This is a genomic window from Pseudomonas sp. TE3552 (genome assembly GCF_056278945.1).
Genome location: NZ_JBWBQJ010000001.1, coordinates 1,753,962 through 1,768,911, shown reverse-complemented (window position 1 = coordinate 1,768,911; position 14,950 = coordinate 1,753,962). Strand labels below are relative to the sequence as shown.

General features: G+C 63.9%; 8 protein-coding genes and 2 pseudogenes. 9 read left to right on the top strand and 1 reads right to left on the bottom strand.

The window, feature by feature from the left end; genetic code table 11:
• Positions 1-48 precede the first annotated feature (48 nt).
• Positions 49-438, bottom strand: a pseudogene (locus ACZ9BB_RS07870) (LysR family transcriptional regulator); the annotation flags it as partial.
• Between the two features lie 679 nt (positions 439-1,117).
• On the opposite strand from ACZ9BB_RS07870, the gene bcsE reads away from it, so the two are divergent.
• From bcsE to bcsC, 9 genes and pseudogenes are all read left to right on the top strand, one after another.
• Positions 1,118-2,659, top strand: coding sequence for a cellulose biosynthesis protein BcsE (bcsE, locus tag ACZ9BB_RS07865; RefSeq protein WP_476213254.1), 1,542 nt, complete (start codon positions 1,118-1,120; stop codon positions 2,657-2,659).
• A complete protein-coding gene (gene bcsF / locus ACZ9BB_RS07860) occupies positions 2,656-2,856 on the top strand; it encodes a cellulose biosynthesis protein BcsF (RefSeq protein WP_476213253.1) in 201 nt (66 codons plus the stop codon). Before bcsE ends, bcsF begins: the two co-directional genes overlap by 4 nt.
• Positions 2,843-4,474 carry a cellulose biosynthesis protein BcsG gene (bcsG, locus tag ACZ9BB_RS07855; RefSeq protein WP_476213252.1) on the top strand — a complete coding sequence of 544 codons (1,632 nt, stop codon included), beginning with the start codon at positions 2,843-2,845 and terminating at the stop codon, positions 4,472-4,474. The genes bcsF and bcsG overlap by 14 nt, the downstream gene beginning before the upstream one ends.
• On the top strand, positions 4,444-4,680 hold the full coding sequence (gene bcsR / locus ACZ9BB_RS07850) for a cellulose biosynthesis protein BcsR (RefSeq protein ID WP_476213251.1): 237 nt from the start codon (positions 4,444-4,446) through the stop codon (positions 4,678-4,680). Before bcsG ends, bcsR begins: the two co-directional genes overlap by 31 nt.
• Positions 4,677-5,399 (top strand): cellulose biosynthesis protein BcsQ, encoded by a 723-nt coding sequence (gene bcsQ, locus ACZ9BB_RS07845; RefSeq protein ID WP_476213250.1) that lies wholly within the window; start codon positions 4,677-4,679, stop codon positions 5,397-5,399. The genes bcsR and bcsQ overlap by 4 nt, the downstream gene beginning before the upstream one ends.
• Positions 5,396-7,990 carry a UDP-forming cellulose synthase catalytic subunit gene (gene bcsA / locus ACZ9BB_RS07840; RefSeq protein ID WP_476213249.1) on the top strand — a complete coding sequence of 865 codons (2,595 nt, stop codon included), beginning with the start codon at positions 5,396-5,398 and terminating at the stop codon, positions 7,988-7,990. The genes bcsQ and bcsA overlap by 4 nt, the downstream gene beginning before the upstream one ends.
• Positions 7,987-10,281, top strand: coding sequence for a cellulose biosynthesis cyclic di-GMP-binding regulatory protein BcsB (gene bcsB / locus ACZ9BB_RS07835; protein ID WP_476213248.1), 2,295 nt, complete (start codon positions 7,987-7,989; stop codon positions 10,279-10,281). Before bcsA ends, bcsB begins: the two co-directional genes overlap by 4 nt.
• Before the next feature lie 3 nt (positions 10,282-10,284).
• On the top strand, positions 10,285-11,388 hold the full coding sequence (gene bcsZ / locus ACZ9BB_RS07830) for a cellulose synthase complex periplasmic endoglucanase BcsZ (protein WP_476213247.1): 1,104 nt from the start codon (positions 10,285-10,287) through the stop codon (positions 11,386-11,388).
• A gap of 5 nt (positions 11,389-11,393) precedes the next feature.
• A pseudogene (bcsC, locus tag ACZ9BB_RS07825) lies at positions 11,394-14,889 on the top strand (cellulose synthase complex outer membrane protein BcsC).
• Positions 14,890-14,950 lie beyond the last annotated feature (61 nt).

The following is a 14,950-nucleotide window of genomic DNA, read 5'->3' as shown; positions in this document are numbered from 1 at the left end:
TCTTTCTGCTTCGATTCCAGGAATCGTCTGACCCGAGGAAAGTTTGAGTGGGCTCTTGGGAAAACCATGGCGAATGCCGACATCGATCTTGTCTCGACTGAAGTGCAGTGACTCATAAGAACACGAGAGATTGATCTGGATATCGGGATGGCTCTGACGAAACTGCTCCAACCGCGGCATCAACCACAGCAGGCCGAAACTGGGTGATGAGTGTAATCGCAGACAATCAAGGCTGACGTCACTGGCGGCGCGCTCGGTCGCCACGGCGAGTCTGTGCAGAATACCGGAAACCTCAGTCAGGTATTGCTCGCCGACCGGTGTCAGCGTCACGCCTCTGGCTGTTCTGAAAAATAACAGTCGACCGATCATCGCCTCCAGTTTAGCCAGCTGGTGACTGACCGCCGAGGGTGTCAGGTCGAGCAATTCCGCCGCGCGTGCCCTAATCAACCAGCGAAAAGCGTACGTTGCATTGACCACCCGAGCGCGAACCGCCATTTTTATGGCGCCACCTGATTGTTTCTAATGACAACTCTCGAAGCAACTCTTGGACAATTCAAAAAATTGGCGGTACCATTTTGATATCAACCCTGCTGTCGACCTGCTTACCCGACACGACAAGCAGCAGATAAGCTTCGAAACCGTGGTTGCACCTACCTGTGCGTTGCGCTGCTTGCGGCAACATTGCGTACCGGACCCGGATCAAAATGCACGGATCAGCAGCTTGATTTGCCGTACACCCAGGTGAACACAGAAGTATTCGGACAAGACACTCGATGATTGCACGCCGCGGGTCCCGGCTTTACGGGACCCCGAGGCTCTGCCGTGGATGGCTCAAGAAGTCACACCAGCCAGATACCGAGTGCCGGCGAGCGCCGAGGATTGTTTTCGCATCCGATATGGCGACTGGCACATGAACGGGTCTACCCGTCCATGTCAGGCGCAGGGTTCATCGCTGAACATCCCTGGTTTTTTCGAGGTATTCCGGCCAGATGGCAGCTCCTTTGCAGCGGCCGGTTCACACCCGGTTCACAGGTAAGAAGGCGGTAGAGGATCGATTGTTGCGTAGGGCTCTCGGCCCGGTTGGTTTAAGGCATTTTTCGGGTACGGAGAGGTCAGTTTGAGTCATGTCAGCTTAGGCATCCGGCATTTGCAGGATGAGCAAGTGCTATTGCGTCAAGGCGGCCTGTACTGGGTCTCCGTCGACTTGAACAGCGATGCCGAGACGCTTGCGCTTCAGTTCCTGAGCGCCTTGCCACGAGCCCAGCCAACCACACTGGTGTGCGGCGGATGCGATCCCCAGACCCTGCTGGAAAACCTCGACGGCGAGTCCGGCCCGGAGCGTTTGCGGCTCTTCGAAGTTGCCGACGATGATCTCGGGATGGCCCTGAAATCCTGGGTGTCCGAGTTACATCGCAGCGTCAGGACTCCAGGCAGTCAAATCCTCCTGCTATTACCGGCCCTGGCGTGGCGGCGCTTTGACGCCCGACATCTGCAGCAATGGTGTGAAGAAGTGCGCCAGTGGTTGCGCCAGCGCCGCTGCACCCTGGTGGTACTGTGCCACGGCCAGGAACCGGCGGTGCATGCAGAATTGGTGGGACTGAACGAAGAGTTATCGGGGTTGGCGCAGTTGTATCGGCGTGACGGCAGCATCCGTTATCAGCAGCACTTCTGGCACAACGAGCAGGGCGTGTGTACCGCCCAGGATTTCGAACTGGAGCAGGTAGACGGCGTTCTTGGCCTGAGCCAGGCGCAACGTGGCAGCCAGCAAGCCATCCGCACCGATGACCAGCGCGTCTACCTGACCCAGCGCCGTGTACTCGAAGGCGCACCGCCGCTGTCCCAGCAATGGCGACTGTTCGAGGAGCGCGACGAGTTGCTGCTGCACGCCCTCAAGACGCGAGCCGCTAGCGTGATCGTGGCCATCGAAGGCAACGACCAGGTCGAAGACCTTGCCCGTCAGTTGCACAAATTGCGCAATCACTGCGGAACGGCACTGAAAATCATCGTTCGCGAAATGGAACCCTGCCTGCGCTACCGCGATGAGCGTCTGCTGCTAGCCTGCGGCGCCAATCTGATCGTGCCGCTGAAGGCCTCGCTGGCGCACTTTCTAAGCCTGACCGATAGCGTGCAGGGGCAGCTCTGGCATTACCGCAGCGACATTGATTTCCAGACCTTGTACGACCGCATGCACCCCCCCCATGTTCGCGGGCTGCTGACGCCGAGCACGTTCATCGCAACCCTGGACCAGGTGTACAACGGCGCCTCGGGCGAGATCAGCCACCAGTTGCTGAAACTGCAGTCACGTGGCGGGCTCGAGATCGAGCAATACCTGAGTCAGATCAGCCTGCGCCGCTATGGCGACATCGCTTGCGTGCTGGACGGCAGCTTCTACCTGTTTCTGTTCGCCTGCCGCGCCGATGGCCTGGAGCCTGCCCTTGGCAATATATGCCGCCTGCCATGGGCCGATATTTTCAGCGCCTGCGAGTCGTTGTCGTCGGTGGATCACTTGCCGCGCAAGGCCTTTATCGAGGCGACCGAATTGCCCGAGACCTTCCGGCTGGCGGATGAGCGGGTCATCGACAACCTGTCGCAGTCCGTCGGGCTGACCGGCTTTACGCCACACCGCATCACCCTTTCGCTCACGGAACCTTGCACATGATGTATTCCGAGTTGCTGCAGGTTATTGCCGCCAGCAGTCTGTTGACGCTGGCACTGGCGATGCTGCTGAGCCGTTTCGGTCAGCGTATCAGGCACGGGCTTGAGCGTTATTTGCGCCCGCGTTACTTGAAATCCCGTGGCGTACGTCGGCGTACGACTCCGCAACCTGCCAAGAGCGAGTCCCATGAGCCGTCTTGAAATCCCCATCATCGCGCAACCTGCGTGGAGCTGGCCGGGTCTGGGCCTGTGGAACCTGTACTTTCTGATCAAGTTACTGTTGTTCTGGGGCGGTTACCTCAACCTGCAGATCCTGCCCAATCTGGTGTTCGCTGCCGCCTTGCTGGTGCCGTTACGCAATCGCCATGCGAGCCTTCTGCGTTGGCTGATCGCGGTGCCGCTGGGGGTGGCGCTGTTCTATCAGGACTCCTGGCTGCCGCCGTTCAGCCGCCTGCTGGACCAACCCGGCGTACTGAACTTCACCGGTGAATACCTGCTGGAGCTGGCTGGCCGCTTCATCGACTGGAACCTCTGCGGGCTGCTGCTGATCGTGGTGGTGGCCTACCTGTTCGTCAGCCAGTGGCTACGCCTGACCACCCTGACCCTGGGCTGGCTGGCGTTGCTGGGCAGCGCCAACCTGCTGGCGTTGCAAGCGCCCGCGCAACAGGCTGCGAACCCCGGCACGGCTTCTGCCAGCGCCGTGGTCAGCAACGCCGAGCCCGACAGCGCGACGCTGGACGACTACCTGCAGAAGTTCTATGACACCGAGGCCGGCCGACGCGTCGAGTTCAAACCCTCGACTTCGGCGGCCCAGCCGTTCGATCTGCTGTTGATCAATATCTGCTCCATGGCCTGGGACGACCTGGACGCCGTGGGCCTGCGGGACAACCCGCTGTTGCAGCAGATGGATGTAGTGTTCGACAACTTCAACTCGGCCACCGCCTACAGCGGCCCGGCGGCGATACGCCTATTGCGCGCCAGCTGTGGCCAGCAACCGCACAGCAAGCTCTACGGCGTGGCGCCGGAGCAATGCCTGCTGATGGACGATCTGCGCAAGCTCGGGTTTGCCAGCGAAGTGATGCTCAACCACACCGGCCAGTTCGAAGGCTTCCTCGATGAAGTCCGCAGTCAGGGGACTCTGCCCAATCCGGCGGTGAACGCCTCAAACCTGTCGCGGGCACTGGTGGGCTTCGATGGCTCGCCGATCTGGCGCGACCGGGAAGTCCTGGACAAGTGGTGGCAGCACCGCGAGAACAACCAGGATTCGCGCGTGGCGCTGTTCTACAACACCACCACGCTGCACGACGGCAACCGAGCGCTGACCGCCGACGGCGGCACCAAGAGCGCCGAGTACAAACCTCGTGCCCAGGCCCTGATCGACGACCTGACGGCCTTTATCAAAGAACTCGAACGCAGCGGTCGGCGCGTGGCCGTGGTGATAGTGCCCGAGCACGGCGCGGCGCTGCATGGTGACCGCATGCAGATCTCCGGCATGCGCGAGATTCCGAGCCCGTCGATCACTCACGTGCCGGTGGGCATCAAGCTGATCGGCATGGGTTCCGCGGCGAATTCAGCGCCGCGGCATGTCAGCGCACCCACCAGTTACCTGGCCTTGTCCGAAATCATCGCCCGTTTGTATGCCGCCGCTCCCCAGGCCGAGGGCCAGGGGCTGGACTGGCAGGCGCTGTTGAGCGATCTGCCGCAGACACCTGCGGTGTCCGAGAACTCCGGCACCGTGGTGCTCGACTACGCAGGCAAGCCCTATGTCCGAATCAAGGAGAAAGGTGCATGGCTACCTTACCCTCAGCGCTTCAAATGAGTGCCTTGGCGCAGGCCCGTAACGGGCGGGCCGATGACATCGCCCGACTGAAGCTTGAGCTGGATCTGCCGGACCTCGAGTACGTGGACATTTCCGCCGAACTGGAACTGCGCCGCGCCTTGCAGCGCTGGCCGCTATTGGCCGAACTCGAAGAGGCACTGCCGCTGGAAACACAACTGAAGGCCCCACAGGAGGTGAGGACGTGAGATCGCTGAGTCTGCGCGGGTTGCGTGGAGGCGTCGGCAGCAGTTCCCTGCTGGCGGGGATAGGCTACGCCCTGCACAGCCTGGGCGAGCGGGTGCTGATGGTGGATATGTGCCCGGAAAACCTGCTGCGCCTGTACTTCAACCTGGCGACGGTGGAAAGTTGCGGCTGGGCCCGCGGCATGCTCGATGGCGAGAATTGGTACAACCAGGCCTGGAGCCTGCTGCCAAATTTGAGTTTGCTGCCCTATGGCCGCCTCGACCGTGAAGAACAACTTGAAATGGAACGCCGCCTGGCGAAGGACCACACCCTGTGGGCCAGACGTCAGGCCAGCTTGGCCGAGCACTACGACTGGGTACTGTTCGATGTGCCGCTGCGGCTGATCGGGCACGGCAACACCGGCCCCTGTCATTTCCCTATCCAGGTCGCCGAAGCGGACGCGGCCTGCCATGTGCTGCTGCAACAGCAAGAGACGGTGAGCGGTCCGCTGCTGGTCAATCGTTTCGATCCCGGTAGCCAGTTGCAGCGCGATCTGATGCTGATCTGGCGAAAGAACCACGCCGATCGGTTGCTGTCCCTGACCGTGCACAACGATGAGGCGATGCGCGAGTCGCTCGCGTTCAAGACCCCGGTCGGGCTGTATGCGCCGGGCAGTCTGGCGGCCCAGGACGTGCTGAGCCTGGCGACCTGGTGCCTGACCCGCCGCCGGGAGGTGGCATGATTGCCCGCTGGTTTCCCTACACCTACCTGCGTCGCGAGTACGATACCCCCCCTCTGACCGGACTCTGGCTGGCCTCGCTCAATGCTCTGGCCTGGCTGTTCCTGCGCCTGGAGGCGCCGGGCTGGCAGCAGTTGCGCGAGCAGCGCCAGCGTTGGTATCCGCAGTTGGCGAACAAGCCGCCGAGCCTGGGTGATCCGCTGCGTTTCCTGGTGCAAAGCGTCTGGTTGCTGCTGGTGCAGCCGCTGCGGCCACGCCGCCCGCTGAGCTGGCTGCGCTGGACGCGCCCCGCGCGGCTGCAGCAACGCCTGCTCGGCGTGCGCCTGGGCCGCTTGCTCGAAGCCTTGCCGCGCCATGTCCAGCAAAGCCGGCGAGTGCGGCAGAGCCAGATCTGGTGGAAAGGCCTGGAGCCTCGCCGTCGGCGCTGGCTGAACATCGGTGTGGGCGTGGTAGCGGTGGTGCTGATGTCGGTGTGCATCACCGAACCCTTCGGCTACATCGCTCAACTGGTGTTTGTGATTCTGCTCTGGGCGCTGGCCATGCTGGTGCGGCGCATCCCGGGGCGCTTCCCAACGCTGTTGATGATCGTCCTGTCGACCATCGTGTCCTGCCGCTACCTGTGGTGGCGCTACACCTCGACCCTGAACTGGAACAACACGCTGGACCTGACTATCGGCCTGTTGCTGCTGGCGGCCGAAACCTACGCCTGGCTGGTGCTGATCCTGGGCTATATCCAGACCTGCTGGCCGCTGGGGCGCCAGCCGGCGCAGATGCCTCGCGATACCCGGCTGTGGCCCACCGTCGATCTGCTGATCCCGACCTACAATGAGGACCTCTCGGTGGTCCGCGGCACGGTCTACGCAGCCCTGGGCATCGACTGGCCGCAGGACAAACTGCGCATCTACATTCTCGATGACGGCAAGCGCGAGAACTTCCGCCAGTTCGCTGCCGACGTTGGCGTCGGCTACATCACTCGCGCCGATAACCGGCATGCCAAGGCCGGCAATCTCAACCATGCGTTGAGCCGTATCGATGGCGAGCTCGTGGCGCTTTTCGACTGCGACCACATCCCTGTGCGCTCCTTCTTGCAGCTCACAGTGGGCTGGTTCCTGCGCGATCCGAAGCTGGCCCTGGTGCAGACCCCGCACCACTTCCTGTCTCCCGACCCGTTTGAGCGCAACCTGAACATGTTCCGTCGCCGGCCCAACGAAGGCGAACTGTTCTACGGCCTGGTGCAGGACGGCAACGATATGTGGAACGCGGCGTTCTTTTGCGGTTCCTGTGCGGTATTACGCCGCGCCGCGCTGGACGAAATAGGCGGCTTCGCGGTCGAAACCGTGACCGAGGACGCCCATACCGCGCTGCGCCTGCACCGGCGCGGCTGGAACTCGGCCTATGTGCGCATTCCCCAAGCTGCCGGGCTGGCGACCGAAAGCCTGTCGGCGCATATCGGCCAGCGGATTCGCTGGGCCCGCGGCATGGCGCAGATTTTCCGCACCGACAACCCCTTGCTGGGCAAGGGCCTGACGATCTTCCAGCGGATCTGTTATGCCAACGCGATGATGCACTTCCTGGCCGGACTGCCGCGGCTGTTGTTTCTCACCGCGCCGCTGGCCTTCCTGTTTCTGCACGCCTACATCATCTACGCCCCGGCGTTGATGATCCTGTTGTACGTACTGCCGCACATGATCCATGCCAGCCTGACCAACTCGCGGACGCAGGGCAGTTTTCGCCAGACGTTCTGGGGGGAGGTCTACGAAACGGTACTGGCTTGGTACATTGCCCGACCCACCACCGTGGCGCTGTTCAACCCCAGGAAAGGCAAGTTCAACGTCACGGCCAAAGGCGGCCTGATGGAGCACAACCAGTTCGACTGGAAGATCGCCCAGCCCTATCTGGTGCTCTCGGCCCTGAACCTCGCGGGCCTGGGCTTCGCCTTCTGGCGTTTGTTCACTGGCCCGGCGACCGAGATCGGCACGGTGCTGGTGAGCACTCTCTGGGTGGTCTACAACCTGCTGATCATCGGTGCCGCGGTGGCGATTGCCGCTGAAGTGCGGCAGGTGCGCCAGACCCACCGGGTACAGTCCAAGCTGCCGGCGGCCGTGCGTCTGGATAACGGTCGCTTCTACTCCGGCATGCTGGTGGACTACTCCGACGGCGGCGCCGGGTTCCAGGTGGATGTGCCACTGTCGCTGCCGGTGGGTGGTCACGTTTCTCTGCTGATGCAGCGTGGGCAGCGCGAGTTCCTGTTTCCCGGCGTGGTCTGCCGTAGCCGCAAGAACTTCGTGGGCATCAGTTTCACCCAGCTCACGGAGCAACAAAAGATCGATTTCGTGCAGTGCACCTTCGCCCGGGCCGACGCCTGGCTTAACTGGGGCGAAGACTTCGCCCCAGACCGGCCGCTGCACAGTTTCCTGGACATCCTCAAGCTGGGCGCCAAGGGTTACTACCGGCTCTACGAATACCTGCCGGCCTGGACCCACGTGGTGATCGGTCCGTTCCTGCGCCTGCTGGCCTGGCTGGGCAGTTACCTGCCGCGTATGCCCCTGGCGTCTTCCCCCTCCTCTTCTTCTATAACGGTGAACGCATCATGAGCCGCTATTTCAGCAAATCTCTATTTGCCAACCTGGCGCTCCTGGCCGTCGCCTGCGCGCAGGCCGCCCCGGCGCCTGTCACGCCCCCGCTGGCGCAGGAGCAGAAAGCCCCGAGCTGGGCCACCGCGCGCACCTTCGAACAGCTGGGGCGTTCGGCCGACAGCCTGTTGCTGGGGATCCACAACAGCGATCAGATCGAGTTCACCCTGCGGCGCGACCGTATCGCCAGCGATGCCAGGCTTAAGCTGGAATACACCCCGTCTCCGGCGCTGCTGCCGACACTCTCGCATATGCGGGTCTACTTGAATGACACTCTGATGAGCGTGGTGCCCATCGAGAAAGAACAACTGGGGCGCAAGACCACGCAGCAGATCGCCCTGGATCCCCGACTGGTCACCGATTTCAACCGCGTCCGCCTGGAGTTCGTCGGCCATTACACCGACATGTGCGAAGACCCGGCCAACAACGCCTTGTGGGTCAACGTCAGCCGCGCCAGCCAGGTTTCCCTGCAGGAACAGGCACTGGCGACCCAGAACGATCTGGCGTTCTTCCCGAGGCCATTCTTCGACGCACGGGGCGATGGCAAGCCGGTCATCAACCTGCTGTTCGCCGCCTCCCCGACCGTAGGCGAACAGCGCGCCGCCGGCATCCTGGCCTCTTACTTCGGCAGCCTGGCGGGTTGGCGCGGCGCCCGGTTCCCGGTGCTGTTCGATCAGCTGCCGGCGAGCCAGGACCAGGACCAGAACACCCTCAACCCTTCGGTGGTGTTCGCCACCAACGATCATCGGCCACAGTTCCTTGCGGACCTGGAGAAGTTCCCGCTGGTGCAGGCGCCGGTGGTGCAGCTGATCGACAACCCCAACGACCACTACAGTAAAGTGCTGCTGGTGATGGGGCGCAATGACGCTGACCTGGCGGTGGCCGCCCGTGCCCTGGCCCTGGGCGGCGAGCTGTTCCGCGGCTCGCGGGTAACGGTGGAAAACGTCCAGCAGTTGCAGCCGCGCAAGCCCTACGACGCCCCCAACTGGATGCGTACCGATCGCCCGGTGCGCTTCGCCGAACTGCTCAAGTACCCTGAGCAGTTGCAGGTCAGCGGCCTTCTGCCGCGCCCGATCATCCTCGACATCAATCTGCCGCCCGACCTGTTCGTCTGGCGTAACCAGGGCATCCCGCTGCAGACCAAGTACCGCTACACGCCGCCGTCGACCAACGACGACTCGCGCCTGAACATCAGCCTCAACAACCAGTTCATCACCAGCCTGCCGCTGCTGCACAACACCAACAGCCGTCTGGAAGAACTGCGCCTGGCGGTGCTGTCCAACGAGTCGGCGAACACAAGCGACCACCTCTTGGTGCCGGCGCTGAAAATCGGTGATCGCAACAGCATCCGCTTCGATTTCAGTTTCGCCAGTACCTTCGGTAGCTCCCAGCGCGACCGCTGCCAGACCTCCCTGCCGGTGGACACCCGGGCTCTGATCGACGATGAGTCGACCATCGACCTGTCAGGCTATCACCATTACATCGCCATGCCAGACCTGCGCGCTTTCGCCCGCAGCGGCTTCCCTTTCAGCCGCATGGCCGACCTGTCGGAAACCCTGGTGGTGGTGCCGACCAATCCGACCGCCACCCAGCTCAGCACCTTGTTCGAAGCGGTCGCCAAGATATCCTCGCAAACCGGCTTCCCGGCGCTGGCTCTGAACCTGAGCGACAACTGGGATGACGCCAGGAAAGCCGACGCCGACCTGCTGGTGCTGGGCGCCCTGCCCGCGGACCTGCGGGACCAGCCGGACCTCAACCTGTGGCTCGACCAGACCCTCGACTCCCTGATACAGGCATCGAATGCCGCCGCCGGTCAGGCTTCGGCCCGAGCCGGACAGATCAACGATGAGCGCAACCTGGGAGCCAACCGGGTCGATGTGTCGACCAAGGCCCCGATGGCGGCGATCGTCGGTATGCAGTCGCCCTTCCATAGCCAGCGCAGCATTGTCGCGCTGCTGGCCACCAACACCCCCGACTACCAGATGCTGCGCGAAACCCTGAGCGATAGCGGGAAAATCGACGCTGTGTCCGGTTCCGTGGCCATGATCCGCAGCAGCGGCGTGAACAGCCAGCTGGTCGGCGAGCAGTACTTTGTCGGCTACTTGCCTTGGTGGCTGATGCTCTGGTTCCAGCTCTCGGAACATCCGGTACTGCTGGCTGGCATGGCGGTCCTGAGCGTGCTGCTGACCACCTTCCTGCTGTGGCGCGCCTTGCGCTGGGCCGTACGTCGTCGACTGGCGAACGAGGAGTAAGGGATGAAAGCCTCCGTCGCATGGGTGTTGGCCCTGAGCCTGCCGGGTCTGGCGACTGCCGCCGAGTGCACCTGGCCGGCCTGGGAGAGCTACAAGAAGGCGATGGTGAGCCCCGATGGACGGGTGATCGATCACTCGTTGCAGCAGCAGATCACCACCTCGGAAGGCCAAAGCTACGGGATGTTCTTTGCCCTGCTGGGCAACGACCGTGACAGCTTCGCCAAGCTGCTGAACTGGACCCGGGACAACCTCGCCGGTGGCGACCTTAGCCGCCAGCTACCCGCCTGGCAGTGGGGCCTGAGCAAGGAGGGGCGCTGGCAGGTGCTGGATCCGAACAACGCCAGCGATGCCGACCTGTGGATGGCCTACAGCCTGCTGGAGGCCGGCCGCCTCTGGAAGCGGCCGGATTATGAAACCCTTGGCCGCAACATGCTCTGGCGCAGCGCCGCGCAAACTCTGCGCCCGCTGACCGGGCTGGGCCTGATGCTGTTGCCGGGGGATGTCGGCTTCGAATCCGCCGATGGCTGGCGGCTTAACCCCAGCTACCTGCCGCCACAACTGTTGGCGCGTTTTGCCCAAGTCGCACCCGTGTGGCGCGACGTGGCGAACAGTACCCGGCGCCTGCTGCTGGAAAGTTCGCCCAAGGGCCAGCCCGCCGACTGGGTGGTCTGGAAGGCCGGGCAAGGCTGGGCAGCAGATGCCAAGGGCGCGCTCGGCAGCTATGACGCGATCCGCGTCTACCTCTGGCTGGGCATGCTAGACCCCCAAGCCCCGGGCAGGGCCGAGTTGCTCGCGCAGGTCCAACCCATGGTGGCGCTGACGGCGCGGCTCGGCCATCCGCCGGAGCGTGTGGATGTCGCCTTGGGCACCGCAGAGGGCGTCGGCCCGGTTGGCTTCTCGGCGGCGCTGTTGCCGCTGCTGGCCAGCGCAGCCGAAGGCGGTGCGGCTCTGGCGGCCCAACGCGAACGCCTACGCCAGAACCCGCCCCCGGCGGACGCCTATTACAACCAATCACTGCTGATGTTCGGCCAAGGCTGGGACCAGCAGCGTTATCGTTTCGACAAGGACGGCCGGGTGCTGCCGGCGTGGACGTCATCATGCAAGTAGTGCTCATGCGCAAAGTCGTGTCGCAATGGACGTTGGTGTTGAGCTGCTTGTCGGGCACCGCGCTGGCTCAGCCGGTTACCCCCCAGGACCAGCAACAGTGGCTGCTCGGACAGGTACGCCTGGGCGAGGCGATGAATCGCGAGGACCTGGTGCGCGACTCGCTGGCGCGCCTGGAGTCGATTGCTCCGGAACATCCGCAAGTCTTGGTCGGCGGGATTCGCCAGGCCCTGCTGCAACATAACCAGCCGCTGGCCGAGCAACGCCTGGAGCAATTGCGCCGCCAGGCCCCGGGTTCGCCAGCGCTGCACCAGGCCCAGGCCCTGATCAAGCTGCAAAGCAAGGACGGTCAGCATCTGCTGCAGCAAGCCCGCCTGCTGGCAGCTGCCGGACGGGCCGAAGAGGCAGCCGCACAGTACCAGGAACTGTTCGGCAGCGAGCCGCCGGACTTCTCCAGCGCGCTGGAATACTGGGCTGTGCGCAGTGCCATCAGCGGCCAACGCCCCGCGGTGATCCAGCAGTTGCAAAGCCTTGACAGCCAGTACCCGGGTAACGCGGGGCTGCGCCAGATGCTCGCCGGCCTGCTGTTCGCCGAACAGCGCGATGCCGAAGCCTTGGCGGTTCTGCACCAGCTGGCCAACGATCCCCAAGCCAGCAACCTCGCCTCCGAGCGCGAGTACAACTACCTGAGCAAGCTGCCGGTCAGCAGCGAAACCGCTCGCGCCTGGGAAGACTTCCAGCGGCATTACCCCTATTCGACCTTCAAGAACCAGGCAGCCAAGCAGCTGCAGCACCAACGCCAGTTGCTCGGCGATCCGGCCTGGCGGGCCGGCGTCAAAGGCAAGGAGCTGCTGGAGGCCAACGACAATGTCGGCGCCGAAAAGCTCTTGCGCCGCGCTTCGCGCAGCTACCCGGATGATGCCAGCCTGATCGGCTCCCTGGGCATCGCATTGATGCATCAGAACAAGCATGACCAGGCCTATACGGCGTTCACCGAGGCCTTGGGCAAGGAACAGGACACTTACCCGGATCAGCAAATGGCAAGACCTGCAGTTGGCCAACCGCAACTGGATGCTGCTGCAGCAGGGTGACGAAGCCCTGGAGCGCAAGGACCTGGCGGCGGCCCGCAAAGCCTATCAACAGGCGCGCCAGGTCAAACCCGACGAAGCCGACTGGCTGGTGGGCCTGGCCAATGCCGCCCAGGCCGAAGGCGAAGACATTCAGGCCGAGGCCCTGCTGCTGCAGGCGCGCAAGCTGCAGCCCGACAACGGCAAGGCGGTGCGCGCTCTGGTGCGTCTGTACCAGACGCAAGCGCCGAAAAAGGCCCAGGACTACCTCGACACCTTGCCGGCAGCCACCCAGCGCGAATTTGCGGCCTTGCACCGGAGCCTGGAGCTCGACCGTCTTAAGCTTGAAGCGGATGCTGCGACCCGGCGCGCCGACTGGCCGACGGTTTCGCGGGTGCTGCTCAAGGCCCGGCCACTGGCCCCGGACGATCCCTGGCTGACCTATCGTCTGGCCAATGCCCAGCATGCACAGGGGCAAGACAGCGCGGCCGAAGACAGCTTTCGCCAGTTGATCCAGCGCCAGGGCAGCAATGCCCAGGCCCGTTACGCCCACGGCTTGTACCTGGCCTCGATCGGGCGCGACAGCGAGACGCTCGCCACCCTGGCTGCCATTCCCGCGGTGCAGTGGGACGGCAATATGCGCGACCTGTCCAGCCGGGTCGAACGCCGCCAGCTGTTGGCCCGGGCCCAGGCCCTGCGTGATGCCGGTCACGAGCCGCAGGCGATCGCCCTGCTGCTGCGCGCGCCGAGTACCGACGATCTGGCGACCCTCGCGGACTGGGCCTACCAGCGCGGCGATCAGCTGCAAGCCGAGACCTACTATCGGCAAGTCCTGCAGCGCGAGCCGCGCAACGCCGAGGCGCAGTTGGGCCTGATCGAAACCCTGATTGCCCGCGGCCAGCTTGCGCCGGCGCAGAGCGCGCTGGAAGAACTGGCAGTGCCAGCGAACGCGCCGGCAGCCTACCAGCGGCGCCTGGCCAATGCCTGGACCGGGGTGAACCAGCCGGACAAGGCGCGCGCGCTGTACGCCCGCCTGCTCGAGACGCCACAGAGCGATCCGCTGCTGTATCGAGATGCAGCGCGGCTGATGTCCCGCCAGCAGCCCCAGCAGGCGCTGGACAACTATGCCCGCAGCATGGCCGCCGCCAGCTTGATCGATCCCGCGCAGGCCAACCCCCGCGACGATCGCGCCATGACCCTGGCCAGCCGGGCGAAGGACGCCGACGAGTGGCTGCCGCGCAGCCTTCGCAGTGACGTGGACACCCTGTACCAGGAGCAGAACCCGACTGTGCATCTCTACCATGACTTCGCCTGGCGTACGGACAACTCGTCGTCGGGGATTTCCGACCTGACCACCCAGACCACCATCCTGCGCCTGGATGCGCCGATTGCCGAAGGCCAGGGCTTCCTCCAGGCCGAGCGGGTGGAGCTGGATGTCGGCAGTTTCGCCACCGAGGCGAACGGCCTGCACCGCGAGCAGTTCGGTAGCTGCGCACTGGTCACCAGCGGTTGCCCGGACACCTCCGAAAGCACCAGCGGCACAGGCCTGGCGATGGGCTGGAAAAATGAGCGCTGGGCGTTGGATCTGGGGCACTCGCCAGAAGGCTTCAAAGTGCCGAACTGGCTCGGCGGGGTCACCTACAGCAGTGATTGGAGGTCCCTCGGCTGGTCCCTTACGGCCTCGCGACGGCCAATGAGCAACTCGCTGGTGTCCTATGCCGGCGCGGTCGACCCGATCACCGGCATCACCTGGGGTGGCGTCACCGCCAATGGCGTCACCCTGGGGCTCAGTCATGACGAAGGGGGTGTCGACGGTGTCTGGGCCAGCCTCGGCGCCCACTGGTTGCGGGGCCAGAACGTCGCCGACAACCAACGCCGGTCGGCCATGGCCGGTTATTACTACCGCCTGATCGACCGCGCCGACGAGCGTCTTCGCACCGGTCTGACCCTCATGTACTGGGGCTACGACAAGGACCTGAGCGAGTACAGCCTGGGCCAAGGCGGTTACTACAGCCCGCAGCAGTACTATTCCATCGGCGTACCGCTCAACTATGCCTGGCGAAATGCCGACTGGTCAGTGCTGCTGGAAAGCTCGGTGGGCTGGTCTTATGCCAAGACCCGCGACAGCGATCTCTACCCCGTTCACGGGGCGGACAAGTTGCGCGAGCTGGTCGAGCAGGCCGGCTTCGTATTCGCCGAGGATGCCAGCCAGGTCAACGCCGGCAGCAGTAGCAGCGGAGTCAACGTCCGCCTGCAAGGCCTGTTCGAACGCAGGTTATCGGACAACCTGGTCCTGGGCACCGGCATCACCTGGCAGCACAGCGAGGGCTACGCGCCGAGCCGGGCCTTGCTCTACCTGCGTTACACCTTCGATCCCTGGCAAGGCAACCTTCCATTGCCGGTCGAACCCATAGCGCCTTACGCCGACAGGCGCTGAGGGCTACTCATACACCGTCACCCGATTCCGCCCGGTGTTCTTCGAAGCATCCAGAGCATGG